This is a genomic window from Pseudomonas sp. F8002 (assembly GCF_013385495.1).
Lineage (GTDB): Bacteria > Pseudomonadota > Gammaproteobacteria > Pseudomonadales > Pseudomonadaceae > Aquipseudomonas.
Map to the genome: position 1 here is coordinate 184,150 of NZ_JACAPW010000015.1, position 22,189 is coordinate 206,338.

Sequence of the window (22,189 nt, forward strand, 5' to 3'; positions counted from 1 at the left end):
GGCCGCGCAAGGAGTTGTAACAACGTGGTCACGCGGGGGTTTTAAAGTAGGTACACAACCTGATGAGGAGACGGGCCATGTCCTTGCAAAACAGCAGCAACGCCAAAATTCAAGTGATCCGCCAACCGCAGCAGTTGCCTTGCTCGTACATCGACGCTCAGGGCCGCGAAGTGCAAATCACCGAAGAAATGATCCAGAGCGCGTGCGCCGAACTGGAACAGAAATTGGTCAAGCCTGCCAAGCGAGGCTGATTCGCCCACGCTCTCTTAAACCCGGCCTTGATGGCCGGGTTTTTTATGCCTTCAGATTGCCTGTGCGCCCAATGCTGCCACGATGCTCGACAAGGCGGCAGACTCGCCGTTGATCCGCACTTTCAAGCCGTCAATCTCACGCCGCTCGGGGTAGTGCTTACGCAGCAGGTCGAAGGCCTTGCGCTGCTCATCCACTGTGCCTACCAGGCTGCGGCGGAAATCCGCGTCATCACGGCGCGGGTCGTACACGCTGCGGCATAGGGTCGCCAGGGCCCAGGCGGGATCGGTATTGGCATTGAGGCTGACTTCGGCCAGCCATGGCTCCGGCAGCAAGTCGCTCAATTGAATCGTCGGGTCCTGACCAAGATGCTGGCAAAACGCCTGATAGATCTGCGCCGTGCCGCGCTGCTTGCCGTCCAGGCTGTAGCCGGCGATATGCGGGGTGGCCAGCACACACAGGTCGGCCAGGTCAACGTCCACCTGGGGCTCGCCTTCCCACACATCCAGCACGGCCTGCAGGTCTTCGCGCGCCAGCAGCACCTCCTTGAGGGCGGCGTTGTCCACCACCGGGCCGCGGCTGGCGTTGATCAGCCAGGCACCGGGCTTGAGCTGGTTGAGGCGCTCGCGGTCGAACAAGTGCCAGGTGGAGCCGTTGCCGGATTTGTTCAGCGGCGTGTGCAGGCTGATCACATCGCACTGCTCGACGATCTGCTCCAGGCTGACGTAATCACCGTCCTCGGCGATCTGCCGGGGCGGGTCGCACACCAGTACGTTCCAGCCCAACGCCTTGAGCACCTTGACCAGACGCCCGCCGACTTCACCGGCACCCACCACACCGTAGGTGCGCTGGGCCAGGTCGGCGCCTTCGATCTCGGCCAGGGTCAGCAGGCTGCCCAGTACATAGTCGACCACGCCACGGGCATTGCAGCCGGGGGCGCTGGACCATTGGATGCCGGCGCGCTGGAAGTAATCGAGGTCGAGGTGATCAGTGCCGATGGTGCAGGTGCCGACAAACCGCACCGGCGTGCCTTCGAGCAAGGCCCGGTTGACGTTGGTCACTGAACGCACCAGCAGCACATCGGCCTGCTCGATCGTCGCGCGGTCAATGGACCGGCCCGGAACCCGGCGAATCTCGCCGAATCCTTCGAAGAATGCATCGAGCAGCGGGATATTTTCGTCGGCAACAATCAGCATGGCAGGCTCCTTTCGCGGATCAGCAGTGTACAGCGGTTTTCCTTGTGGCGAGGGAGCTTGCTCCCGCTGGAGTGCGCAGCGCTCCCAAATGCAGCACCGTGTTTTTTCAGGTACACAGCGGTTGCCCGTTCTGGGGCTGCTGCGCAGCCCCGCGGGAGCAAGCTCCCTCGCCACAGCAAGCTCCCTCACCACAGCAAGCGCCCTCGCCACAAAACGCTGCATTTGCGCGGGGATGTGTTTACAAATCCACAACACAGGTTTTTTCCTGACCAACACGTCAAGGCGTAGAATGCGCCGTCCTGCGCTCCCCCTATCGGACATCTGTACGTGAACACTGCCACAACCACCACCGCCCTTTCTCGCCCCGCCCGCGTCAGCCTTGAAGTGCGCAACCTGCTGGCCCTGGCGCTGCCGATCATGATCGGGCAACTGGCGACCACCGCCATGGGGTTCGTCGATGCCGTGATGGCCGGGCGTGTCAGCTCCCGAGACCTGGCGGCGGTCGCCCTGGGCAACTCCATCTGGATCCCGGTGTACCTGCTGATGACCGGCACCCTGTTGGCCACCACGCCGAAAGTCGCCCAGCGCTTTGGCGCCGGCACCCACGGTGAAATCGGCCCGCTGGTGCGCCAGTCGATGTGGCTGGCACTGGTGGTGGGAATTACCGCGCTGCTGTTGCTGATCAGCGCCGAACCGATCCTGCACCTGATGAAGGTTGATCCCGAGTTGATCAAGCCCTGCATGGGCTACCTGCACGGCATCGCTTCGGGCATGCCGGCCATTGCGTTGTATTACGTGCTGCGCTGCTTCAGCGACGGGCTGGGCCGAACGCGGCCGAGCATGGTCATGGGCCTGTGCGGGCTGGCGCTGAATATTCCGCTGAACTATGTGTTCATCTACGGCCACTTCGGCGTGCCGGCCATGGGCGGCATCGGTTGCGGCTGGGCCACGGCGATCGTGATGTGGGTGATGATGCTCGGCCTGGCCGCCTGGACCCGCTGGGCGCCGGTGTATCAGAGCAGCGAGCTGTTCAAGCGCTTTGACTGGCCGCAATGGTCGGTGATCAAGCGTGTGTTGAGCATTGGCTTGCCCATCGGGATCGCGGTGTTCGCCGAGTCGAGCATTTTTGCGGTGATCGCGCTGCTGATCGGCAGCCTCGGTGCCACGGTGGTGGCCGGGCACCAGATCGCGCTGAACTTCAGCTCGCTGGTGTTCATGATCCCCTACTCCCTGAGCATGGCGGTCACCGTGCGCGTGGGCCAGGCCCTGGGCAGTGGCGAACCCCGTGAGGCGCGCTTTGCCGCAGGTGTCGGAATGGGCACGGCGCTGGTGTATGCCTGCCTGTCCTGCAGCCTGATGCTGCTGTTTCGCGAACAGATCGCCACCCTCTACACCCAGGACCCGCTGGTGATCCAGGTGGCGGCGATGCTGATTGTGTTTGCGGCGCTGTTTCAGTTCTCGGACGCGATCCAGGTCACGGCCGCCGGCGCACTACGTGGTTACCAGGACACTCGGGTGACCATGGTGCTGACGTTGTTTGCGTATTGGGGCGTGGGCTTGCCGGTGGGCTACGCGCTGGGGCTGACCGAGTGGCTGGGCGACGCCCGCGGCCCGAGCGGCTTGTGGCAGGGGCTGATCGTGGGCCTGAGCTGTGCCGCGGCGATGTTGGTGATCCGCCTGGTGCGCAGCGCACGCAAGCGGATTCGCCGGGCTTAAGCCGATTTCTTGCGGATCCAGTATAGGTAGGTACCGGCCTGCTCCTGCTGGTCCACCAGTTCATGGTCGAGAAACACGCAGAACTTGGGGATGTCGCGACGGGTCGACGGATCGGTCGCGATCACCTTGAGCAAGCCACCGGGCGCCAGGTCGCGGATGTGCTGGTGCAGCATCATCACTGGCTCCGGGCAGTTGAGGCCGGTGGCGTCGAGGACGGCATCGACGGGTAAATCAGGGGTCAGGCTCATGGTTTACTCCTAAACAGGCCGGCATTTTAACGGTAACGCGGGGCGCCAGGTAGCCAGCGGCGCCCTCGGTTTTTTCGCGAGCAAGCTCGCTCCTACATTGAGCAGCGTTTACCGGGCCTTTGGCTTCTTCACATCCAACCGGCGCAAATGGCAGGTCACTTCTTCACGGTCGTGGTACAGCTGCTTGCAGCCGATCTCCACCCGGATGCCCCGTTCCTTGAAGCCTTCCGCGATGCGTTCAAGCAGGCGCTTCACTTCGGCATAACGCTGCTTCATCGGCAACTTCAGGTTGACCACTGCTTCGCGGCAGTGTCCCTCGCCAATCCAGGTTTCCAGCAAAGCTGCGTTGCGCGCCGGTTTCTCGACGATGTCGCAGACCATCCAGTCCACCGGCTGCTTGGGGGTGTAGATGAAGCCGTCGGCCATCAAGTGCTGCACCAGCCCGGTGTCCATCAGGCTTTCGGCCATCGGGCCGTTGTCGATGGCGGTCACCAGCATGCCGCGGTTGACCAGTTGCCAGGTCCAGCCGCCAGGCGCTGCGCCGAGGTCGACGCCGGTCATGTCGCTGTGCAGGCGCTCGTCCCACTGGTCTCGGGGTATAAAGTGGTGCCAGGCCTCTTCCAGCTTCAAGGTCGAGCGGCTTGGCGCGTCCCGCGGGAATTTGAGGCGCGGGATGCCCATCGGCCACATGGCCGAGTTGTTCGACTCGGCCAGGCCCATGAACACTTCGCGGCCGCTCTTGAAGGTCAACAGCAGGCGCGGCTTGCTGGCGTCTTCCACCAGTTTGCCGGCGGCCATCAGCGCCTTGCGCAAGTGAACTTCGAATTTCTTGCAGAAGTTCGACAGCTCCTTGCCGTCATTGGTGTCGACCATTTCCAGCCACAGGCTGCCGCACACCGGGAAATCCCGCAGGTGCGCGAGGATCACGCTGATACGGTCGGTTTCCGGCAAGTCGATGAACACCCCGCGCGCCCACTGCCTCGGGAAGATCAGCTCGGCAAAGCGTTGGCCGCGCATCAGGCGCTGGGCGCCGTCTTCTTCGGTGCAGACAAATTCGGCGCAGGCGCTGCCGGTCTTGGCCTTGGCATAGCCCGAAACGTTCAGGCGTGCGGCGTGTTCCGCGATCTCGGAACAGACTTCGCCTTCAAAACCCGGGCGGCAGTGCATAAAAAGGGTGTTCATCAACTCTCCTGGATCACGGGCTTGCTATAGCGCAATGCCTGTCATGAAAACGCGCGCATGATAGCCGAGTTCGGAACCTTGGACTTATTGATAGAGTCCAGTAATTAGCCAGCTACTTAAAACAGGGCTAATTTGTAAGCTCTGTTCGTCCCGTCAGGTCCGTAGCCGTGCGGACCATAAGGAGTCATGTAATGTCATCCCTTGATAGTCTGAGAACCCTTAAAACCTTACAGATCGACGACAAGACCTATCACTACTTCAGCCTGCCCGAAGCCGCCAAGAGCCTGGGTGATCTGGACAAGCTGCCGATGTCCCTCAAGGTGCTGCTGGAAAACCTGCTGCGCTGGGAAGACGAAAAGACCGTCACCGGCGCCGACCTCAAGGCCATTGCCGCCTGGCTCAAGGAGCGCCGCTCCGACCGCGAGATCCAGTACCGCCCCGCCCGGGTGCTGATGCAAGACTTTACCGGCGTGCCCGCCGTGGTCGACCTGGCCGCCATGCGCGCCGCCGTGGCCAAGGCCGGCGGTGACCCGCAACGCATCAACCCGCTGTCACCGGTGGACCTGGTGATCGACCACTCGGTGATGGTCGACAAGTTCGCCACCACCGGCGCCTTCCAGGAAAACGTCGACATCGAAATGCAGCGCAACGGCGAACGCTACGCCTTCCTGCGCTGGGGCCAGAGCGCCTTCGACAACTTCAGCGTAGTGCCACCGGGCACCGGCATCTGCCACCAGGTCAACCTGGAATACCTCGGCCGCACCGTGTGGACCAAGGATGAAGAAGGCCGCACCTATGCCTTCCCCGACACCCTGGTCGGCACCGACTCCCACACCACCATGATCAACGGCCTCGGCGTATTGGGCTGGGGTGTGGGCGGGATTGAAGCGGAAGCCGCGATGCTCGGGCAGCCCGTTTCGATGCTGATCCCGGAAGTGATCGGCTTCAAACTCACCGGCAAGCTGAAAGAAGGCATCACCGCCACTGACCTGGTGCTGACCGTCACCCAGATGCTGCGTAAAAAGGGCGTGGTCGGCAAATTCGTCGAATTCTATGGCGACGGCCTGGCAGATCTGCCACTGGCCGACCGCGCCACCATCGCCAACATGGCCCCGGAGTACGGCGCCACCTGTGGCTTCTTCCCGGTGGATGAAGTAACCCTGGACTACCTGCGCCTGTCGGGCCGTCCTGCAGAAACCGTCAAACTGGTGGAGGCCTACACCAAGGCCCAGGGCCTGTGGCGCAATGCAGGTCAGGAGCCGATCTTTACCGACAGCCTGGCGCTGGACATGGCCAGCGTCGAAGCCAGCCTGGCCGGGCCGAAACGTCCGCAAGACCGTGTCTCGCTGCCTAACGTCGGCCAGGCCTTCAGCGATTTCCTCGACCTGCAATTCAAGCCCACCAACAAGGAAGAAGGCCGCCTGGAAAGCGAAGGCGGCGGCGGTGTTGCGGTGGGCAACGCCGACCTGATCGGTGAAGCCGACTACGACTTCGAAGGCCAGACCTATCGCCTGAAAAACGGCGCGGTGGTGATCGCGGCCATTACCTCCTGCACCAACACCTCCAACCCGAGCGTGATGATGGCGGCAGGACTGGTGGCGAAAAAGGCCGTGGAGAAAGGACTGAAGAGCAAGCCCTGGGTGAAAACCTCCCTGGCGCCGGGCTCCAAAGTCGTGACTGATTACTACAAAGCAGCAGGCTTGACCCACTACCTCGACAAGCTGGGCTTCGACCTGGTGGGTTATGGCTGCACCACCTGTATCGGCAACTCCGGGCCGCTGCCCGAGCCGATCGAAAAAGCCATCCAGAAAGCCGACCTGGCCGTGGCCTCGGTGCTCTCGGGCAACCGTAACTTCGAAGGCCGGGTGCATCCCCTGGTGAAAACCAACTGGCTGGCCTCCCCGCCCCTCGTGGTGGCCTATGCCCTGGCCGGCACCGTGCGCATGGACATCAGCAGCGAACCACTGGGCACCGGCTCTGACGGAAAACCGGTGTACCTGCGGGACATCTGGCCCAGCAGCAAGGAAATCGCCGACGCCGTCGCCCAAGTCAGCACCGGGATGTTCCACAAGGAATACGCCGAAGTGTTTGCCGGCGACGAACAGTGGCAGGCCATTGAAGTGCCGCAGGCTGCGACCTACGTGTGGCAGAAGGACTCCACCTACATCCAGCACCCACCGTTCTTCGACGACATCGGCGGCCCGCTGCCGGTGATCGAAGACGTCAAGGGCGCCAACGTGCTGGCATTGCTGGGGGACTCGGTGACCACCGACCACATCTCCCCCGCCGGCAACATCAAGACCGACAGCCCGGCCGGCAAATACCTGCGCGAGCAAGGCGTCGAACCGCGGGACTTCAACTCCTACGGCTCGCGCCGCGGCAACCATGAAGTGATGATGCGCGGCACCTTCGCCAACATCCGCATCCGCAACGAAATGCTCGGCGGTGAGGAAGGCGGCAACACGATCTACATCCCTACCGGCGAGAAAATGCCGATCTATGACGCCGCCATGAAATACCAGGCCTCGGGCACCCCGCTGGTGGTGATCGCCGGCCAGGAATACGGCACCGGCTCAAGCCGTGACTGGGCGGCCAAGGGCACCAACCTGCTGGGGGTCAAGGCGGTGATCGCCGAGAGTTTCGAGCGGATTCACCGTTCCAACCTGGTGGGCATGGGCGTGCTGCCCCTGCAGTTCAAGCTGGACCAGAACCGCAAGGCACTCAAGCTGACCGGCAAGGAGAAGATCGACATCCTCGGGCTAACCCACGCCGAGATCGAGCCACGCATGAACCTGACGCTGGTGATCACCCGTGAGGATGGCAGCAGCGAGAAGGTCGAAGTGCTGTGCCGCATCGACACCCTCAATGAGGTCGAGTACTTCAAGGCCGGCGGGATCCTGCACTACGTGTTGCGGCAGTTGATTGCCTCGTAACTGACACGCGCTACCCAAAACACCGCCTTCCCTGGCGGTGTTTTCATTTTTACCGTCGGTGACGCTCGGTATACTGCCGCCCTCAGATTTTGACTGTCACAAGGATTCCCCATGCTTGCATTGCCATGGCTGTACCTGGCGCTTCTTTCCATCGGCTATGTACTTGCCTTGAGCTACGGGCAATTGGGGTTAATGGCAGCACTGTCTGTCGCCATGCTGCTGTTGGCCGGGTTTGCCGTGCGGCAACAGCGAAACCCGTGGGTACGCTATCTGGGCCACGGGCTGTTTATCGTGCTGGCGCTGGGGCTGGCGATGCATTGGCTGCCCGGGTTCTACAACGGTCGCGGGATCGCGCCGCAGCGCTTTACGGACGACGCCGTGCCTTTCTCGATGTACCTGAACCAGGACAAGCCGCTGATTGGCTTCTGGCTGCTGCTGGCCTGCCCGTGGATTGTTGCGCGCCGGTCCCTGCGCCTGTCGATCTATGCCACCGCCCTGGCGTTGACACTGACGGCGATTGCCGCCCTGGGCGGCGCTGCGTTGCTGGGCGTCATCAGTTGGGCCCCGAAGTGGCCGGAGCAGGCCTGGCTGTGGGTGTTGAATAACCTGCTGCTGGTGACCCTGGTGGAGGAAGCGCTGTTCCGCGGTTATATCCAGGGCGGCCTGAGCCGACGGTTCAAGCAATTGCCCTATGGTGAAAACCTCGCCCTGCTGTTGGCCGCCCTGCTGTTCGGCCTGGTACACCTGGGCGCAGGCTGGCAGTGGACCCTGCTGGCGACCATCGCAGGCCTGGGCTACGGCCTGGCGTATCGCTTTGGCGGATTGGGCGCGGCGATCGTTACGCACTTCGGGCTGAACCTGCTGCATTTCGGGTTGTTTACCTATCCGATGCTGGCGGGCTGAGGCTGCGCCGATTGTTGCAAAAAATAAGTTAAATAAAACCCCGCGACGGTCGACAACCTGTCAAAGCCTTGCGGATTGAACAATCATGCGTAATAACCAACCCGTTACCCAGCGCGAACGTACCTTCCCCGCTCAGCAACGGTTGATCTCCACCACGGATGCCAAAGGCGTGATCACCTACTGCAACGACGCCTTCGTCGAGATCAGTGGGTTTTCCCATGACGAACTGCTGCGTGCCCCGCACAACCTGGTTCGTCATCCGGATGTGCCTGCGGCAGTGTTCGCACACATGTGGTCCACGCTCAAACAAGGCTTGCCATGGATGGGCATCGTCAAGAACCGCTGCAAGAGCGGTGATCACTATTGGGTCAACGCCTATGTGACACCGGTCTTCGACGGCAACCAGGTGATCGGCTACGAGTCGGTGCGGGTCAAGCCCACCGCCGAGCAGATCCGCCGTGCCGAAGCGCTTTACCAGCGCATCAACCAGGGCAAGCCGGCCATCCCGCGCCGCGACAAGTGGCTGCCGGTGTTGCAGGACTGGCTGCCGTTTATCCTGGTCAGCCAGTTGAGCTTCCTGATTGGCGTCTGGCTCAATTCCCACTGGGGCTTTGCCCTGGCAGCGGCGCTGTCGGTACCGTTGGGCCTGTTGGGCCTGAGCTGGCAACAACGCGGGCTCAAGCGCTTGCTGCGCCTGGCCGAACAGACCACCTCAGACCCACTGATCGCGCAGATGTACACCGACAGCCGCGGCGCCCAGGCGCGCCTGGAAATGTCGATCCTCAGCCAGGAGGCGCGCCTGAAGACGTGCCTTACCCGTTTGCAGGACACGGCTGAACACCTCAACTCCCAGGCGGCGCAGTCCAATACCCTGGCGCATAACAGCTCCAGCGGTCTTGAACGCCAGCGCGTGGAAACCGAACAGGTGGCCACCGCGGTCAACCAGATGGCCGCGACGACTCAGGAAGTCGCCAGCCATGTGCAACGCACCGCCGATGCCACCCAGGAAGCCAATCGCCTGACCGGGCGTGGCCGTGATATCGCCGGCGAAACCCGCGAAGCGATTCAGCGCCTGTCGGTGGCCGTGGGCGAGACCGGCGTGACCGTGACCCAACTGGCCAAGGACAGTGACGAAATCGGTGGCGTGGTGGATGTGATCAAAGGCATCGCCGACCAGACCAACCTGCTGGCGCTGAACGCGGCCATCGAAGCGGCCCGTGCCGGGGAGATGGGTCGCGGCTTTGCGGTGGTGGCCGACGAAGTGCGGCAACTGGCCCAGCGCACCAGCGAGTCCACCGGGCAGATTCATGCGCTGATCGCCAAGCTGCAACAGACCGCCAGCGCGGCCGTACAAACCATGGACGCCGGGCATCGCCAGGCGGAAGAAGGTGTGGCACGGGTGATGGAAGCGGATCAGGCGCTGATCGGGATCAGCGAGGCGGTGGCGCACATCACTGATATGACGGCGCAGATTGCGGCGGCGACCGAAGAGCAGAGCTCGGTGGCGGAAGAGATCAGCCGTAACATCAGCACCATTGCGCTGCTGGCGGACCAGACGTCGGAACAGGCGTTGAATTCGGCGCAGTTGAGTGAAGAGCTGACGCATACCGCCAATACTCAGTATTCGCTGGTAGAACGCTTTAACCGGTAAACCGCTTTCGCGAGCAAGCCCGCTCCCACATTTGGAATGCATTTCAAATGTGGGAGCGGGCTTGCTCGCGAAAGGGCCCTATCAGGCGCCGAGAAACCCGGCCACCTTCACCGCCGCAGCCTCCAAATGCTGCTCATGACTGAACCCCGAAGCCTTCAACGGCTTCAAATCATGATCCCCCGCCACCAGCCACATCACCTCGATGCTCGGCGACAACACATACCCCTCCACCGCCGCCCGATTGCCCAGTGCATCCCGCTCACCCTGCACAATCAACGTCGGCGTCTTCAGCCCGGCCAGGTGCTCGGTCCGTGGCTTCTCCGGCTTGCCCACCGCATAGAACGGATAACCCAGGCACACCAGCGCGTCCGCGCCCAATTCATCCGCCAATAGACTGGCCATCCGCCCGCCCATCGACTTACCGCCCACCGCCAGTTTCCCAGCGACATGACGTCGCACCTCGGCATACACCTCACGCCAGCATTCCAGCAGTTTCGGCGCCGGGTTCGGCGGACGTTTACCGCCATCCACACGGCGCTGGGCCATGTACGGAAATTCGAAGCGCAATACGTTCACGCCATGCCTGGCAAGGCGTGCAGCCATGTCTTCCATAAAGCCCGAGTCCATTGGCGCGCCCGCGCCGTGGGCCAGGATCAGCGTCGCGGGCGTACGCGCGATAGACCCTGTCGCGGCCTTCCACAACCAGCCGCGTTCCCGCACACACTGCGCCCATTGATCCCCGTCAATACTGGCCTTGTGCTCTTTGCCCATGCTTGCCTCGCTTTTTAGTCTGCCTATAACTCCAGCCCAAGTGCCGCATTTGCTTGGGTTGAACCGTGGATGGGGAACCATGAACACTACTTTAAGTACCGCCTATAACTACAAGGTGGTCCGCCAATTCGCCATTATGACGGTGGTGTGGGGCATCGTCGGCATGGGGCTCGGGGTTTTTCTCGCTGCCCAGTTGGTATGGCCCGAACTCAACTTCAATTTGCCCTGGACCAGTTTCGGCCGCTTGCGCCCGCTGCACACCAACGCGGTGATCTTTGCCTTTGGCGGTTGCGCGCTGTTTGCCAGCTCCTTCTACTCGGTGCAACGCACCTGCCAGACCCAATTGTTCGCGCCAAAGATCGCGCAGTTCTGCTTCTGGGGCTGGCAGCTGGTGATTGTGCTGGCCGCGATCACCTTGCCGCTGGGCTACACCAGCTCCAAGGAATACGCCGAGCTGGAATGGCCGATCGACATCCTGATCACCATCGTCTGGGTGGCCTATGCCATCGTGTTCTTCGGCACGGTGATGAAGCGCAACACCAAGCACATCTACGTCGGTAACTGGTTCTTCGGTGCGTTCATCATCACCGTGGCCATCCTGCATATCGTCAACAACCTGGAAATTCCGGTCAGCCTGACCAAGTCCTACTCGCTGTACGGCGGTGCGACGGATGCCATGGTGCAGTGGTGGTATGGGCATAACGCGGTAGGCTTTTTCCTCACCGCCGGCTTCCTGGGGATGATGTACTACTTCGTGCCGAAACAGGCCGAACGCCCGGTGTATTCCTATCGCCTGTCCATCGTGCACTTCTGGGCACTGATCACCCTGTACATCTGGGCCGGCCCGCACCACTTGCACTACACCGCGCTGCCGGACTGGGCACAGTCCCTGGGCATGGTGATGTCGCTGGTACTGCTGGCACCGAGCTGGGGCGGGATGATCAACGGGATGATGACCCTGTCGGGCGCCTGGCATAAGTTGCGCAGCGACCCGATCCTGCGATTCCTGGTGGTTTCCCTGGCCTTCTACGGCATGTCGACCTTCGAAGGGCCGATGATGGCGATCAAGACGGTCAATGCCCTCTCCCACTACACCGACTGGACCATCGGCCACGTACACGCCGGGGCGCTGGGTTGGGTAGCGATGATCTCCATCGGCGCGCTGTATCACATGATCCCGAAAATCTTCGGTCGCGAGCAGATGTACAGCCTCGGCCTGATCAACGCGCACTTCTGGCTGGCCACCATCGGCACCGTGCTCTACATCGCCTCGATGTGGGTCAACGGCATCGCCCAGGGCCTGATGTGGCGTGCGGTCAACGAAGACGGCACCTTGACCTACTCCTTCGTCGAAACCCTGGTGGCCAGCCACCCAGGCTTCATCGTGCGACTGGTGGGCGGGGCGATCTTCCTCAGCGGCATGTTCCTGATGGCTTACAACACTTGGCGCACTGTGCGTTCGGCACAACCCGCCGAAGTCGCCGCTGCGGCGCAGATGGCCTGAGGAGTCGATGATGAAACACGAAACCATTGAAAAGAACGTCGGCCTGCTGATGCTGCTGATGGTGCTCGCCGTGAGTATCGGCGGCCTGACCCAGATTGTGCCGCTGTTCTTCCAGGATGTGACCAACAAGCCGGTGGAAGGCATGAAGCCCTACACCGCGCTGCAACTGGAAGGTCGCGACATCTATATCCGCGAAGGTTGCGTACAGTGCCATTCGCAGATGATCCGCCCGTTCCGCGCCGAAACCGAGCGTTATGGCCACTACTCGGTGGCCGGTGAAAGCGTGTGGGATCACCCGTTCCTGTGGGGCTCCAAGCGCACCGGGCCGGACCTGGCCCGCGTCGGCGCGCGCTACTCGGACGACTGGCACCGCGCGCACTTGTACAACCCGCGCAACGTGGTACCGGAATCGAAGATGCCGGCGTACCCATGGCTGGTCACCGCCCCGGTCGACAGCAGCCACACCGAGACCAAGCTCAAGGTGATGCGCACCCTCGGCGTGCCGTACACCGACGACGACATCGCCGGTGCCGTGGCCTCCCTCAAGGGCAAGACCGAGATGGACGCGCTGGTTTCGTACCTGCAAGTGCTCGGCACTGCCATCAAGAGCAAGAGGTGAGCCATGGGATTTGAATTCGATGCTGGAACCATCCGCGGCCTTGGCACGCTGGTCGTGGCCATCGCCTTCATCGGCCTGTCGCTGTGGGTGTTCAACTCCCGGCGCAACGCAGAGTTCGCCGAGGCGTGCCTGCTGCCGTTTGCCGATGAACCGCTACCGCCAACCCCCGACGCTCAAGAAGAGCCTGCAACAAGGAGCAACCGGCCATGACTACCTTCTGGAGTACATGGATCTGTGTACTGACCCTCGGCAGCCTGATCGGCCTGACCTGGCTGTTGATCGGCACCCGCAAGGGCGAGACCAAGGGCAGCGTGGACCAGACCATGGGCCACGCCTTCGACGGGATCGAGGAGTACGACAACCCGCTGCCACAATGGTGGTTCATGCTGTTCGCCGGCACCCTGGTGTTTGCCGTCGGCTACCTGATCCTCTACCCGGGCCTGGGCAACTGGAAAGGCGTGTTGCCGGGCTATGAAGATGGCTGGACCCAGACCAAGGAATGGGACAAGGAAATGGCCAAGGCCGACGCCAAATTCGGGCCGATCTTCGCCAAATTCGCGGCCATGCCGGTGGAAGAAGTCGCCAGGGACCCGCAGGCGCTGAAAATGGGCGGCCGCCTGTTCGCCTCCAACTGCGCGGTGTGCCATGGCTCGGACGCCAAGGGCGCCTACGGCTTCCCGAACCTTGCAGACAACATCTGGCGCTGGGGCGGTTCGGCGGATGCAATCAAGATGACCATCATGAATGGCCGTCATGCCGCGATGCCGGCCTGGGGTGAAGTACTGGGTGAGGACGGTGTGAAGAACGTCGCAGCCTATGTGCGCCATGAATTGGCAGGCCTGCCGCTGCCGGCGGACAGCACCGCGGATGTCGCCGCGGGCCAGGTGGCATTCAGCACCACCTGTGTCGCCTGCCACGGGCCGGAAGGCCATGGCGTGGAAGCCATGGGCGCACCGAACCTGACGCAGCCAGGTGGCTTTATCTACGGCACCAGCCTGGCGCAGTTGCAGCAGACCATTCGCCACGGCCGCCAGGGCCAGATGCCTGCGCAGGAAGTACTGCAAGGCAATGACAAGGTGCACCTGCTGGCCGCCTATGTTTACAGCCTGTCCCACAATGCTGATGGCGCAACGCCTGACAGCCAACCCGAGTAATCCTGCACCACCCAAAAGCCGCGCCTGATTCAGGCGCGGCTTTTTTTGCGACCCATTGTCGCACCCTTCCGATCGCTGACTTTCCCCTCCTGCCATTCGGGTCTACGCTTGTTTGCACAGTGGGCTGGCATTGGCCGGTCGACGGCCGACTTGCACTCGATGGGTTGAAACATTTCTGCTCGATGACAGGCGCAAAGGCTGGTACCTACCGGCTGTCGTGCCACTGGCCATTCGTCACCCGAGCTGCTTGTTTACACACACTCAGTTACAAGTACCTTCGACCCGTTTAAAATCCTGTCCAAGTCGTCAGCTTTTAACCCTGAATTTTGTCCTTACGCCAAACATGGAAAGGGCGCAGAATCTGGTTTGGAACGCATTGACGCAGGTCACCTTGCGTTGCAATGGAATCTTGCTTTCTCCATACTTGCGACCGATTTTTACCCTATAAAAAAACTAAACCGTGGAACCTTAGAATGAGCACAGCAATCAGTCCGACTGCTTATAACTATAAGGTAGTCCGCCAGTTCGCCATCATGACGGTGGTCTGGGGGATCCTTGGCATGGGGCTCGGCGTTTTCATTGCCTCGCAACTGGTTTGGCCAGAGTTGAATTTTGGCCTGCCATGGACGACATTTGGACGCCTGCGCCCGTTGCACACCAACCTGGTGATTTTCGCCTTCGGTGGATGTGCACTGTTTGCCACTTCTTACTACGTCGTGCAGCGAACCTGCCAAACGCGACTGATTTCCGATGCACTGGCGGCCTTTACCTTCTGGGGTTGGCAAGCGGTCATCGTGGGCGCGATCGTCACCCTGCCGCTGGGCTACACCACCACCAAGGAATACGCCGAGCTGGAATGGCCGATCGCCATTTTGCTGGCGATTGTCTGGGTGACCTACGCAGTGGTGTTCTTCGGCACCATCGTCAAGCGCAAGACCAAGCACATCTATGTCGGCAACTGGTTCTACGGGGCATTTATCCTGGTGACGGCGATGCTGCATATCGTCAACCATGCGTCCTTGCCGGTCAGCTTCTTCAAGTCCTACTCGGCCTACGCCGGTGCGACGGACGCAATGATCCAGTGGTGGTACGGCCACAACGCCGTAGGTTTCTTCCTCACCACCGGCTTCCTGGGGATGATGTACTACTTCGTGCCGAAACAGGCCGAGCGTCCGATCTACTCCTATCGCCTGTCCATCGTGCACTTCTGGGCCCTGATCACCCTGTACATCTGGGCCGGTCCGCACCACCTGCACTACACCGCATTGCCGGACTGGGCCCAGTCCCTGGGCATGGCGATGTCGATCATCCTGCTCGCGCCAAGCTGGGGCGGCATGATCAACGGCATGATGACCCTGTCGGGCGCCTGGCATAAATTGCGCACCGACCCGATCCTGCGGTTCCTGGTGGTCTCCCTGGCGTTCTACGGCATGTCGACCTTCGAAGGCCCGATGATGGCCATCAAGACGGTCAACTCGCTGTCCCACTACACCGACTGGACCATCGGCCACGTACACGCCGGCGCCCTCGGTTGGGTAGCGATGATTTCCATCGGCGCGCTGTACCACATGATCCCGAAACTCTTCGGCCGTGCGCAGATGCACAGCGTCAGCCTGATCAACACGCACTTCTGGCTGGCCACCATCGGTACCGTGCTCTACATCGCCTCGATGTGGGTCAACGGCATCACCCAAGGCCTGATGTGGCGTGCAATCAACGATGACGGCACCCTCACCTACTCCTTCGTCGAAGGGCTGCAAGCCAGCCATCCGGGTTACATCGTGCGCGCCCTGGGCGGTGCGATCTTTGCCAGCGGCATGCTGTTCATGGCCTACAACGTGTGGCGCACCGTGCGTGCCTCCGACCCTGTAGAAGCCGAAGCCGCTACCAAGATCGCCGTTGTGGGAGCTCACTGATGAAGCATGAAGTAGTCGAGAAGAATATCGGCCTGCTGGCCTTCTTCATGGTCATCGCCGTGAGTATCGGCGGCCTGACCCAGATCGTTCCGCTGTTTTTCCAGGACGTGACCAACAAGCCGGTGGAAGGCATGAAGCCGCGCACCGCCCTTGAACTGGAAGGCCGCGACGTCTACATCGCCAACGGTTGTGTCGGCTGCCACTCGCAGATGATCCGCCCGTTCCGTGCCGAAACCGAACGCTACGGCCACTACTCGGTCGCCGGTGAAAGCGTGTGGGACCACCCGTTCCTGTGGGGTTCCAAGCGTACCGGCCCGGACCTGGCCCGGGTCGGCGGTCGTTACTCCGATGACTGGCAGCGTGCGCACTTGTACAACCCGCGCAACGTGGTGCCCGAATCGAAAATGCCGGCGTACCCGTTCCTGGTCGAAAACAAACTCGACGGCAAGGACACCGCCAAGAAGATGGAAGTCTTGCGCACCCTGGGCGTGCCCTACACCGACGAAGACATCGCCGGCGCGGCAGCGGCCGTGAAGGGCAAGACCGAAATGGACGCACTGGTGGCCTACTTGCAAGGCCTTGGCACCATCATCAAAAGCAAACGGTGATCTGAATGGATATCGGGATGATTCGAGGCCTGGGCACCGTTGTCGTGATGGTGGCCTTTATCGGCCTGGCCTTGTGGGTGTTCAGCCCCAAGCGCAAGTCGGAGTTTGAAGACGCGACGTTGCTGCCCTTCGCGGATGATCCCGAAGCCATCAAGCACGTCGTGGAAGCGTCTAGGAGTAACAAAGAATGACTACGTTCTGGAGTCTGTACGTCACAGTCCTCAGTCTGGGTACCATTTTCGCCCTGACCTGGCTGCTGCTGTCGACCCGCAAGGGCCAGCGCGCCGAGCAAACCGATGAAACCGTCGGCCACTCGTTCGACGGCATCGAGGAGTACGACAACCCGCTGCCCAAATGGTGGTTCATGCTGTTCGTCGGCACCATCATCTTCGCCCTCGGTTACCTGGCGCTGTACCCTGGCCTGGGCAACTGGAAAGGCCTGCTGCCGGGCTACAACTACCTCGACAACGACAAGCAAACCCCGTTTGCCAATGGCCAGACCGGCTGGACCGGCGTGCACGAATGGGAAAAGGAAATGGCCAAGTCGGACGCCCGGTTCGGGCCGATCTTCGCCAAGTTCGCCGCCATGCCGATCGAAGAAGTGGCCAAGGACCCGCAAGCCTTGAAGATGGGTGGCCGCCTGTTCGCCTCCAACTGCTCGGTGTGCCACGGTTCCGACGCCAAGGGTGCCTACGGCTTCCCCAACCTGACCGACGCCGACTGGCGCTGGGGCGGCGACCCGGCCACCATCAAGGAAACCATCATGAAGGGCCGCCACGCGGTGATGCCGGCGTGGGCCGAAGTCATTGGCGAGCAAGGCGTGGCCGATGTGGCCGGCTTTGTGGTGACCAACCTCGATGGCCGCAAATTGCCGGAAGGCGCGAAGGCAGACGTGGCCAACGGCGAGAAACTCTTCGCCGCCAACTGCGTGGCGTGCCACGGTCCCGCCGGTAAAGGTACACCCGCCATGGGCGCGCCTGACCTGACCCACCCTGGCGCGTTCATCTACGGTTCGAGCTTCGCGCAACTGCAGCAGACCATCCGTTATGGCCGTCAGGGCCAGATGCCTGCGCAGGAGCAATTGCAGGGCAATGACAAGGTGCATTTGCTGGCGGCGTATGTTTACAGCCTGTCCCACGGGGACAAGGCAGCTGAGGAGCAGTAAGCATTAAAACCAAAAGCCCCGCGGAGTTAATGCTGCGCGGGGCTTTTGTAATGGGATATTGCTGGAACTCAACTTACCCCGAGGACGAGGCGTTACCGTTCTTAATGCACTTTGTCCATTTTTTTAATAGCAGCGTTGATCGTCCCCCGATCAGCCGATTTAGACCAATCTGATATACCTAGTTGGTCCATCAATTCGGGACGACTCAAGATTTCCCGCGCAACCATCGCTTCATCTGGGCCGCGATCGGGACGTTTCCCATCGGCGATGTTTTTCAGTGACCCGTATGTCACACCTGTCCTGCGATCAAACCCACCCCAACCGCGCTCTGGATAATAGGTGTCGTATTCATTCAGGAGCTTTTGCGCCAAATCTCTATCACTCATCGTGGCCAGGGGAAACCCCATATTCTGACCCACGGTTATGATACTTTGACGATCGATTTTCCCATCGTGCTTATGCTTTCCGTACCCATCGAGTTTCTCCATGAGTACAGGATTTTCCAGCAGCGAACGGGCAAAATTCATGTCGTCACTGCTGTAGCTACTCTGCGCAGAGGAATACGCCACCTGTCGTAGTGAGTCGCGGGTGATGTAGTCTGGTTGCGCAGGGTCGGCATACTTATCAAAGTCTCTGAGTAGACGGTCGGCCGCCCGATAATCATTCCAACCACTGAATTGCTCTACGCTGATGCCAGAGGACACTGGCGGCGTCGGAGCCGGTGATTGAAAGGCACCAACATTTTGCGCGTCATTAGTACGTTGAATGGTCATTGGTTTCCTCGATTTAAATAACGTCAAAACAAAGTAAATTTATCGGCGTGCAAGGGACCTATGCATAACGCATGACGATGCCTCATCAAAGGTTTCGTTGCGGTAACGCTGCACGCAGATACAAAACATTGCCGAGTGCTGATCCAGGTTGATCTCTCGGCATTTCCTGCGTGGCAATAACTCCATTAACGTTCCTACAACAAACGTTTCATGCTGTGTAAACAAAGGCGTTCTTGAGCATAAGAACTGATCTCGCAGAAGCGTCAGCCTCCTAACCAATCGTTGTAGGCTTTTTAACAGAGCAAAAAGCAGCTCTAAAAACGTCACACACCGGCCCGTGGACCTCTCCTGATTTACTTACTCAACACCAGGGAGTTGCAAGGGAAACGGCAAGGTGCACTTGCTGGCGGCGTATGGTTACAGACTGTCCCATGGGGACAAGCCGCCAGACGCCGTGTAAGGAAAAGCGGTAATAAAAAACGGCCCCGCCAGTAGAGATTGGCGGAGCCGTTTTGTTTTCAAGTCGAAAAATCCGTCACCGCCAGCAACGCATCTACATTTGAGATTGATCAAAAAAACCGTAGGTAGTAACGTGACTACATTCATGCTCCATAAGGAGGTTAGCCCCCATGACCATCACCACCATTTCCAGCCGCGAATTCAATCAAGACACAAGCGGTGCCAAAAAAGCCGCCCGCCAAGGCCCGGTTTTTATCACTGACCGGGGCAAGCCTGCCCATGTACTGCTAAGCATTGAGGACTACCAAAAACTGACAGGCCTCAATGCCGACATCGTTGACCTGTTGGTGATGCCAGAAGCAGCAGATATCGAGTTCGAAACCGAACGCGCCGTGATCATTCATCGACCCGTGGACTTCTCTTGATGTATCTACTCGACACCAATGTCATCTCTGAACTGCGCAAACCCCAGGCCGATGCCAACGTCGTCGCCTGGGCCAAAAGTGTCATCGCGCCACGGATGTATATTTCAGCCATTACCTTGAAGGAACTGGAAACAGGGGTCCTGCGAATGGAGCGGCGTGATCCCGCCCAGGGGAAGGTTTTGCGCACATGGCTCAAGCGCCATGTCATGCCGGCGTTTGATGCCAGAATCCTGCCGATTGATGCAGCAGTTGCCCTGCGCTGTGCCAGCTTGCATGTGCCAGACCAGGCCAACGAAAGTGACGCGCTGATCGCTGCAACCGCGCTGGTTCATGGGCTGACAGTGGTCACGCGCAACACTGGCGACTTTCAATCCAGCGGCGTCGCGCTGATCAATCCATGGGACGAATGACCGGTAAGGCTGCGAAAACCGTCCATACTTCACAAGTCAATTGACCCAGATCACGTACACCATCAATTGATTTCCCCCAACGCGACCAAAGGTCGCACCCGTCGAAGGGTATCAGGGGCGTATCATTAGGCCACTGCAACACCCCTATTTTGACCCCGGCTGGCACGTACTGGCCGAGGCAAATCTCCACTGCCGTGGGATGCAATGATGAGCAACCAGATTCCGGTACATGACGTTACCCCGCCTGCCAAAAATTCGAATAACACCGTCGATCTCTACGCATCGCGGGAGAAAATCTACACCCGTGCCTTCACCGGTTTGTTCCGCAATCTGCGGATGCTCGGGGGGGCCGGTTTGTTCCTGCTCTACTTCGGCACCGTGTGGCTGAACTGGGGTGGCCACCAGGCTGTCTGGTGGAACCTGCCGGAGCGTAAATTCTTCATTTTTGGCGCGACTTTCTGGCCCCAGGATTTCATCCTGCTGTCGGGCATCCTGATCGTGGCGGCGTTTGGCCTGTTCTTCATCACCGTGTATGCCGGCCGCGTCTGGTGCGGCTACACCTGCCCGCAAAGCGTGTGGACCTGGATCTTCATGTGGTGCGAAAAGGTCACCGAAGGCGACCGCAACCAGCGCATCAAGCTGGACAAGGCGCCGATGAGCGCCAACAAGTTCCTGCGCAAGTTCGGCAAGCACAGCCTGTGGCTGATCATCGGCTTCGTCACCGGCATGACCTTTGTCGGCTACTTTTCGCCGATCCGTGAACTGGTGTTCGATTTCTTCACCGGCCAGGCGGATGGCTGGTCGTATTTCTGGGTCGGCTTCTTCACCCTCGCCACCTACGGCAACGCCGGCTGGCTACGCGAGCAGGTGTGCATCTACATGTGCCCGTATGCGCGTTTCCAGAGCGTGATGTTCGACAAGGACACGATGATCGTTTCCTACGACCCGCGCCGTGGCGAGGTCCGTGGGCCGCGCAAAAAAGGTATCGACTACAAGGCCCAGGGCTTGGGGGACTGCATCGATTGCACGATGTGCGTGCAGGTGTGCCCTACCGGCATCGACATCCGTGACGGCCTGCAGATTGAATGCATCGGCTGCGCGGCCTGCATCGACGCCTGCGACAACATCATGGACAAGATGGAATACCCGCGCGGGCTGATCAGCTACACCACCGAGCACAACCTGTCCGGGCAGAAAACCCATAAGCTGCGCCCGCGCCTGATCGGTTATGCCCTGGTGCTGCTGGCGATGATCAGCCTGTTGGTGGCCGCCTTCTTCGTGCGCTCGCTGGTGGGTTTCGACGTCAGCAAGGACCGCGTGCTGTACCGCGAAAACGCCGAGGGCCGGATCGAAAACGTCTACAGCCTGAAGATCATGAACAAGGACCAGCGCGACCACACCTACGTGCTTGACGCCGCAGGCCTGTCAGACCTCAAGCTGCAAGGCCGGCGCGAGATCAAGGTAGCGGCCGGGGAAATCTTCAGCATGCCGGTGGAGTTGTCGAGCGCACCGGAACAACTGCCGTCGAGCACCAACGAGGTGAAATTCATCCTCAGGGATGCCGATGACGACAGCGTCCACATTGAAGCCAAGAGCCGATTCATCGGCCCACAAGTCCGTTAATAGAGAGCCGAACAATGCCCGCAGCTACTGCCGCAAGCCCCTGGTACAAGCACCTCTGGCCCTGGATCATCATTGGGATCCTGACCTGCTCGGTGACGTTGACCTTGTCCATGGTGACCATCGCGGTGAATAACCCCGACAACCTGGTCAACGACAACTATTACGAGGCCGGCAAAGGCATCAACCGTTCCCTGGACCGCGAACTGCTGGCCCAGACTCTGCAACTGCGGGCCAAGGTGCACCTGGACGAGTTGACCGGCGAAGTCGAATTGCACCTGACCGGCAACAGCGGGCCCGGCACCCTGGAGCTGAACCTGATTTCGCCGACCCAGCCGGAGAAGGATCGCAAGATCATCCTGACCCGCAGCGACAGCGAACCCGGCCGCTACATCGGCCAGGTGACCGACAAGGTCGAAGGCCGCCGCTTCGTCGAGCTGCTGGGGGTGGAAGGCGACCGGACCTGGCGTATGTTTGAAGAAGAACAGGTCAGCCATGACAAGGACCTGCTGCTGGGCGACGAGCCGCTGCAGGGTGCTGAAGACCTGAAAAAATAGAGCGTCACCTGTTTGATCGTTCCCACGCTCTGCGTGGGAATGCATCCCGTGACGCTCCGCGTCACAAGAGCGGACGCGGAGCGTCCAGCGAAGCGTTCCCACGCAGAGCGTGGGAACGATCATCGGAACT

Annotated in this window: 22 protein-coding genes; 17 read left to right on the forward strand and 5 right to left on the reverse strand. The window is 60.6% G+C overall.

Annotated elements, in window-relative coordinates:
• Window positions 1–77: 77 nt before the first annotated feature.
• Window positions 78–251, forward strand: coding sequence for a PA1571 family protein (locus HX811_RS12565; RefSeq protein ID WP_003218992.1), 174 nt, complete (start codon window positions 78–80; stop codon window positions 249–251).
• A 51-nt stretch (window positions 252–302) separates the two neighbouring features.
• Here HX811_RS12565 and pdxB read toward each other — a convergent pair whose 3' ends face one another.
• Window positions 303–1,445 carry a 4-phosphoerythronate dehydrogenase PdxB gene (gene pdxB, locus HX811_RS12570; RefSeq protein WP_177046087.1) on the reverse strand — a complete coding sequence of 381 codons (1,143 nt, stop codon included), beginning with the start codon at window positions 1,443–1,445 and terminating at the stop codon, window positions 303–305.
• Window positions 1,446–1,772: 327 nt separating this feature from the next.
• Here pdxB and HX811_RS12575 point away from each other — a divergent pair, with 327 nt between their 5' ends.
• Window positions 1,773–3,161, forward strand: a complete 1,389-nt coding sequence (locus HX811_RS12575) for an MATE family efflux transporter (RefSeq protein ID WP_177046089.1) — start codon at window positions 1,773–1,775, stop codon at window positions 3,159–3,161.
• Here the strand turns inward: HX811_RS12575 and tusA are convergent.
• Window positions 3,158–3,409, reverse strand: coding sequence for a sulfurtransferase TusA (gene tusA / locus HX811_RS12580; RefSeq protein WP_003218998.1), 252 nt, complete (start codon window positions 3,407–3,409; stop codon window positions 3,158–3,160). The two genes, HX811_RS12575 and tusA, sit on opposite strands and share 4 nt — an antisense overlap.
• 108 nt (window positions 3,410–3,517) lie before the next feature.
• Window positions 3,518–4,591, reverse strand: a complete 1,074-nt coding sequence (rlmM, locus tag HX811_RS12585; RefSeq protein ID WP_003219000.1) for a 23S rRNA (cytidine(2498)-2'-O)-methyltransferase RlmM — start codon at window positions 4,589–4,591, stop codon at window positions 3,518–3,520.
• A 191-nt stretch (window positions 4,592–4,782) separates the two neighbouring features.
• On the opposite strand from rlmM, the gene acnA reads away from it, so the two are divergent.
• The 3 genes from acnA to HX811_RS12600 all read left to right on the forward strand — a co-directional run bounded on the left by acnA (window position 4,783) and on the right by HX811_RS12600 (window position 10,078).
• Complete coding sequence (gene acnA, locus HX811_RS12590; RefSeq protein ID WP_177046091.1) at window positions 4,783–7,524, forward strand: aconitate hydratase AcnA; 2,742 nt, start codon at window positions 4,783–4,785, stop codon at window positions 7,522–7,524.
• A gap of 111 nt (window positions 7,525–7,635) precedes the next feature.
• Window positions 7,636–8,427, forward strand: coding sequence for a CPBP family intramembrane glutamic endopeptidase (locus HX811_RS12595; protein WP_003219003.1), 792 nt, complete (start codon window positions 7,636–7,638; stop codon window positions 8,425–8,427).
• A gap of 85 nt (window positions 8,428–8,512) precedes the next feature.
• On the forward strand, window positions 8,513–10,078 hold the full coding sequence (locus tag HX811_RS12600) for a PAS domain-containing methyl-accepting chemotaxis protein (RefSeq protein WP_003219005.1): 1,566 nt from the start codon (window positions 8,513–8,515) through the stop codon (window positions 10,076–10,078).
• Window positions 10,079–10,159: 81 nt separating this feature from the next.
• On the opposite strand, the gene HX811_RS12605 is transcribed toward HX811_RS12600, so the two are convergent.
• A complete protein-coding gene (locus HX811_RS12605; protein WP_177046093.1) occupies window positions 10,160–10,849 on the reverse strand; it encodes an alpha/beta family hydrolase in 690 nt (229 codons plus the stop codon).
• Between the two features lie 79 nt (window positions 10,850–10,928).
• Between HX811_RS12605 and ccoN (HX811_RS12610) the strand changes: the two genes are divergently transcribed.
• The 8 genes from ccoN (HX811_RS12610) (at window position 10,929) to ccoP (HX811_RS12645) (ending at window position 17,815) form a co-directional block, all read left to right on the forward strand.
• Entirely contained in the window at window positions 10,929–12,353 is a 1,425-nt protein-coding gene (gene ccoN, locus HX811_RS12610; protein ID WP_003219009.1) for a cytochrome-c oxidase, cbb3-type subunit I, read from the forward strand.
• 10 nt (window positions 12,354–12,363) lie between these two features.
• Window positions 12,364–12,972 carry a cytochrome-c oxidase, cbb3-type subunit II gene (ccoO, locus tag HX811_RS12615; protein WP_003219010.1) on the forward strand — a complete coding sequence of 203 codons (609 nt, stop codon included), beginning with the start codon at window positions 12,364–12,366 and terminating at the stop codon, window positions 12,970–12,972.
• Between the two features lie 3 nt (window positions 12,973–12,975).
• The gene (locus HX811_RS12620; protein ID WP_003219012.1) at window positions 12,976–13,182 is read left to right on the forward strand and encodes a cbb3-type cytochrome c oxidase subunit 3; all 207 of its coding nucleotides are present in this window, start codon (window positions 12,976–12,978) and stop codon (window positions 13,180–13,182) included.
• Window positions 13,179–14,126 carry a cytochrome-c oxidase, cbb3-type subunit III gene (gene ccoP, locus HX811_RS12625; protein WP_177046095.1) on the forward strand — a complete coding sequence of 316 codons (948 nt, stop codon included), beginning with the start codon at window positions 13,179–13,181 and terminating at the stop codon, window positions 14,124–14,126. The genes HX811_RS12620 and ccoP (HX811_RS12625) overlap by 4 nt, the downstream gene beginning before the upstream one ends.
• Before the next feature lie 473 nt (window positions 14,127–14,599).
• Window positions 14,600–16,042: a cytochrome-c oxidase, cbb3-type subunit I gene (ccoN, locus tag HX811_RS12630; RefSeq protein WP_003219015.1), complete on the forward strand. Its 1,443-nt coding sequence runs from the start codon at window positions 14,600–14,602 to the stop codon at window positions 16,040–16,042.
• Entirely contained in the window at window positions 16,042–16,650 is a 609-nt protein-coding gene (gene ccoO / locus HX811_RS12635) for a cytochrome-c oxidase, cbb3-type subunit II (protein WP_003193167.1), read from the forward strand. Before ccoN (HX811_RS12630) ends, ccoO (HX811_RS12635) begins: the two co-directional genes overlap by 1 nt.
• A 5-nt stretch (window positions 16,651–16,655) precedes the next feature.
• Entirely contained in the window at window positions 16,656–16,841 is a 186-nt protein-coding gene (locus HX811_RS12640; RefSeq protein WP_008437575.1) for a CcoQ/FixQ family Cbb3-type cytochrome c oxidase assembly chaperone, read from the forward strand.
• Complete coding sequence (gene ccoP / locus HX811_RS12645) at window positions 16,838–17,815, forward strand: cytochrome-c oxidase, cbb3-type subunit III (protein ID WP_003219020.1); 978 nt, start codon at window positions 16,838–16,840, stop codon at window positions 17,813–17,815. The genes HX811_RS12640 and ccoP (HX811_RS12645) overlap by 4 nt, the downstream gene beginning before the upstream one ends.
• A gap of 101 nt (window positions 17,816–17,916) precedes the next feature.
• Here ccoP (HX811_RS12645) and HX811_RS12650 read toward each other — a convergent pair whose 3' ends face one another.
• Window positions 17,917–18,588, reverse strand: coding sequence for a hypothetical protein (locus HX811_RS12650; protein ID WP_177046097.1), 672 nt, complete (start codon window positions 18,586–18,588; stop codon window positions 17,917–17,919).
• Window positions 18,589–19,217: 629 nt separating this feature from the next.
• On the opposite strand from HX811_RS12650, the gene HX811_RS12655 reads away from it, so the two are divergent.
• The 4 genes from HX811_RS12655 to HX811_RS12670 all read left to right on the forward strand — a co-directional run bounded on the left by HX811_RS12655 (window position 19,218) and on the right by HX811_RS12670 (window position 22,059).
• Entirely contained in the window at window positions 19,218–19,472 is a 255-nt protein-coding gene (locus tag HX811_RS12655; RefSeq protein ID WP_010176379.1) for a type II toxin-antitoxin system Phd/YefM family antitoxin, read from the forward strand.
• Window positions 19,472–19,882: a type II toxin-antitoxin system VapC family toxin gene (locus tag HX811_RS12660; RefSeq protein ID WP_177046099.1), complete on the forward strand. Its 411-nt coding sequence runs from the start codon at window positions 19,472–19,474 to the stop codon at window positions 19,880–19,882. Before HX811_RS12655 ends, HX811_RS12660 begins: the two co-directional genes overlap by 1 nt.
• 207 nt (window positions 19,883–20,089) lie before the next feature.
• A complete protein-coding gene (ccoG, locus tag HX811_RS12665) occupies window positions 20,090–21,505 on the forward strand; it encodes a cytochrome c oxidase accessory protein CcoG (RefSeq protein ID WP_177046101.1) in 1,416 nt (471 codons plus the stop codon).
• A gap of 14 nt (window positions 21,506–21,519) precedes the next feature.
• On the forward strand, window positions 21,520–22,059 hold the full coding sequence (locus HX811_RS12670) for a FixH family protein (protein WP_008437568.1): 540 nt from the start codon (window positions 21,520–21,522) through the stop codon (window positions 22,057–22,059).
• The last annotated feature ends 130 nt before the right edge of the window (window positions 22,060–22,189 follow it).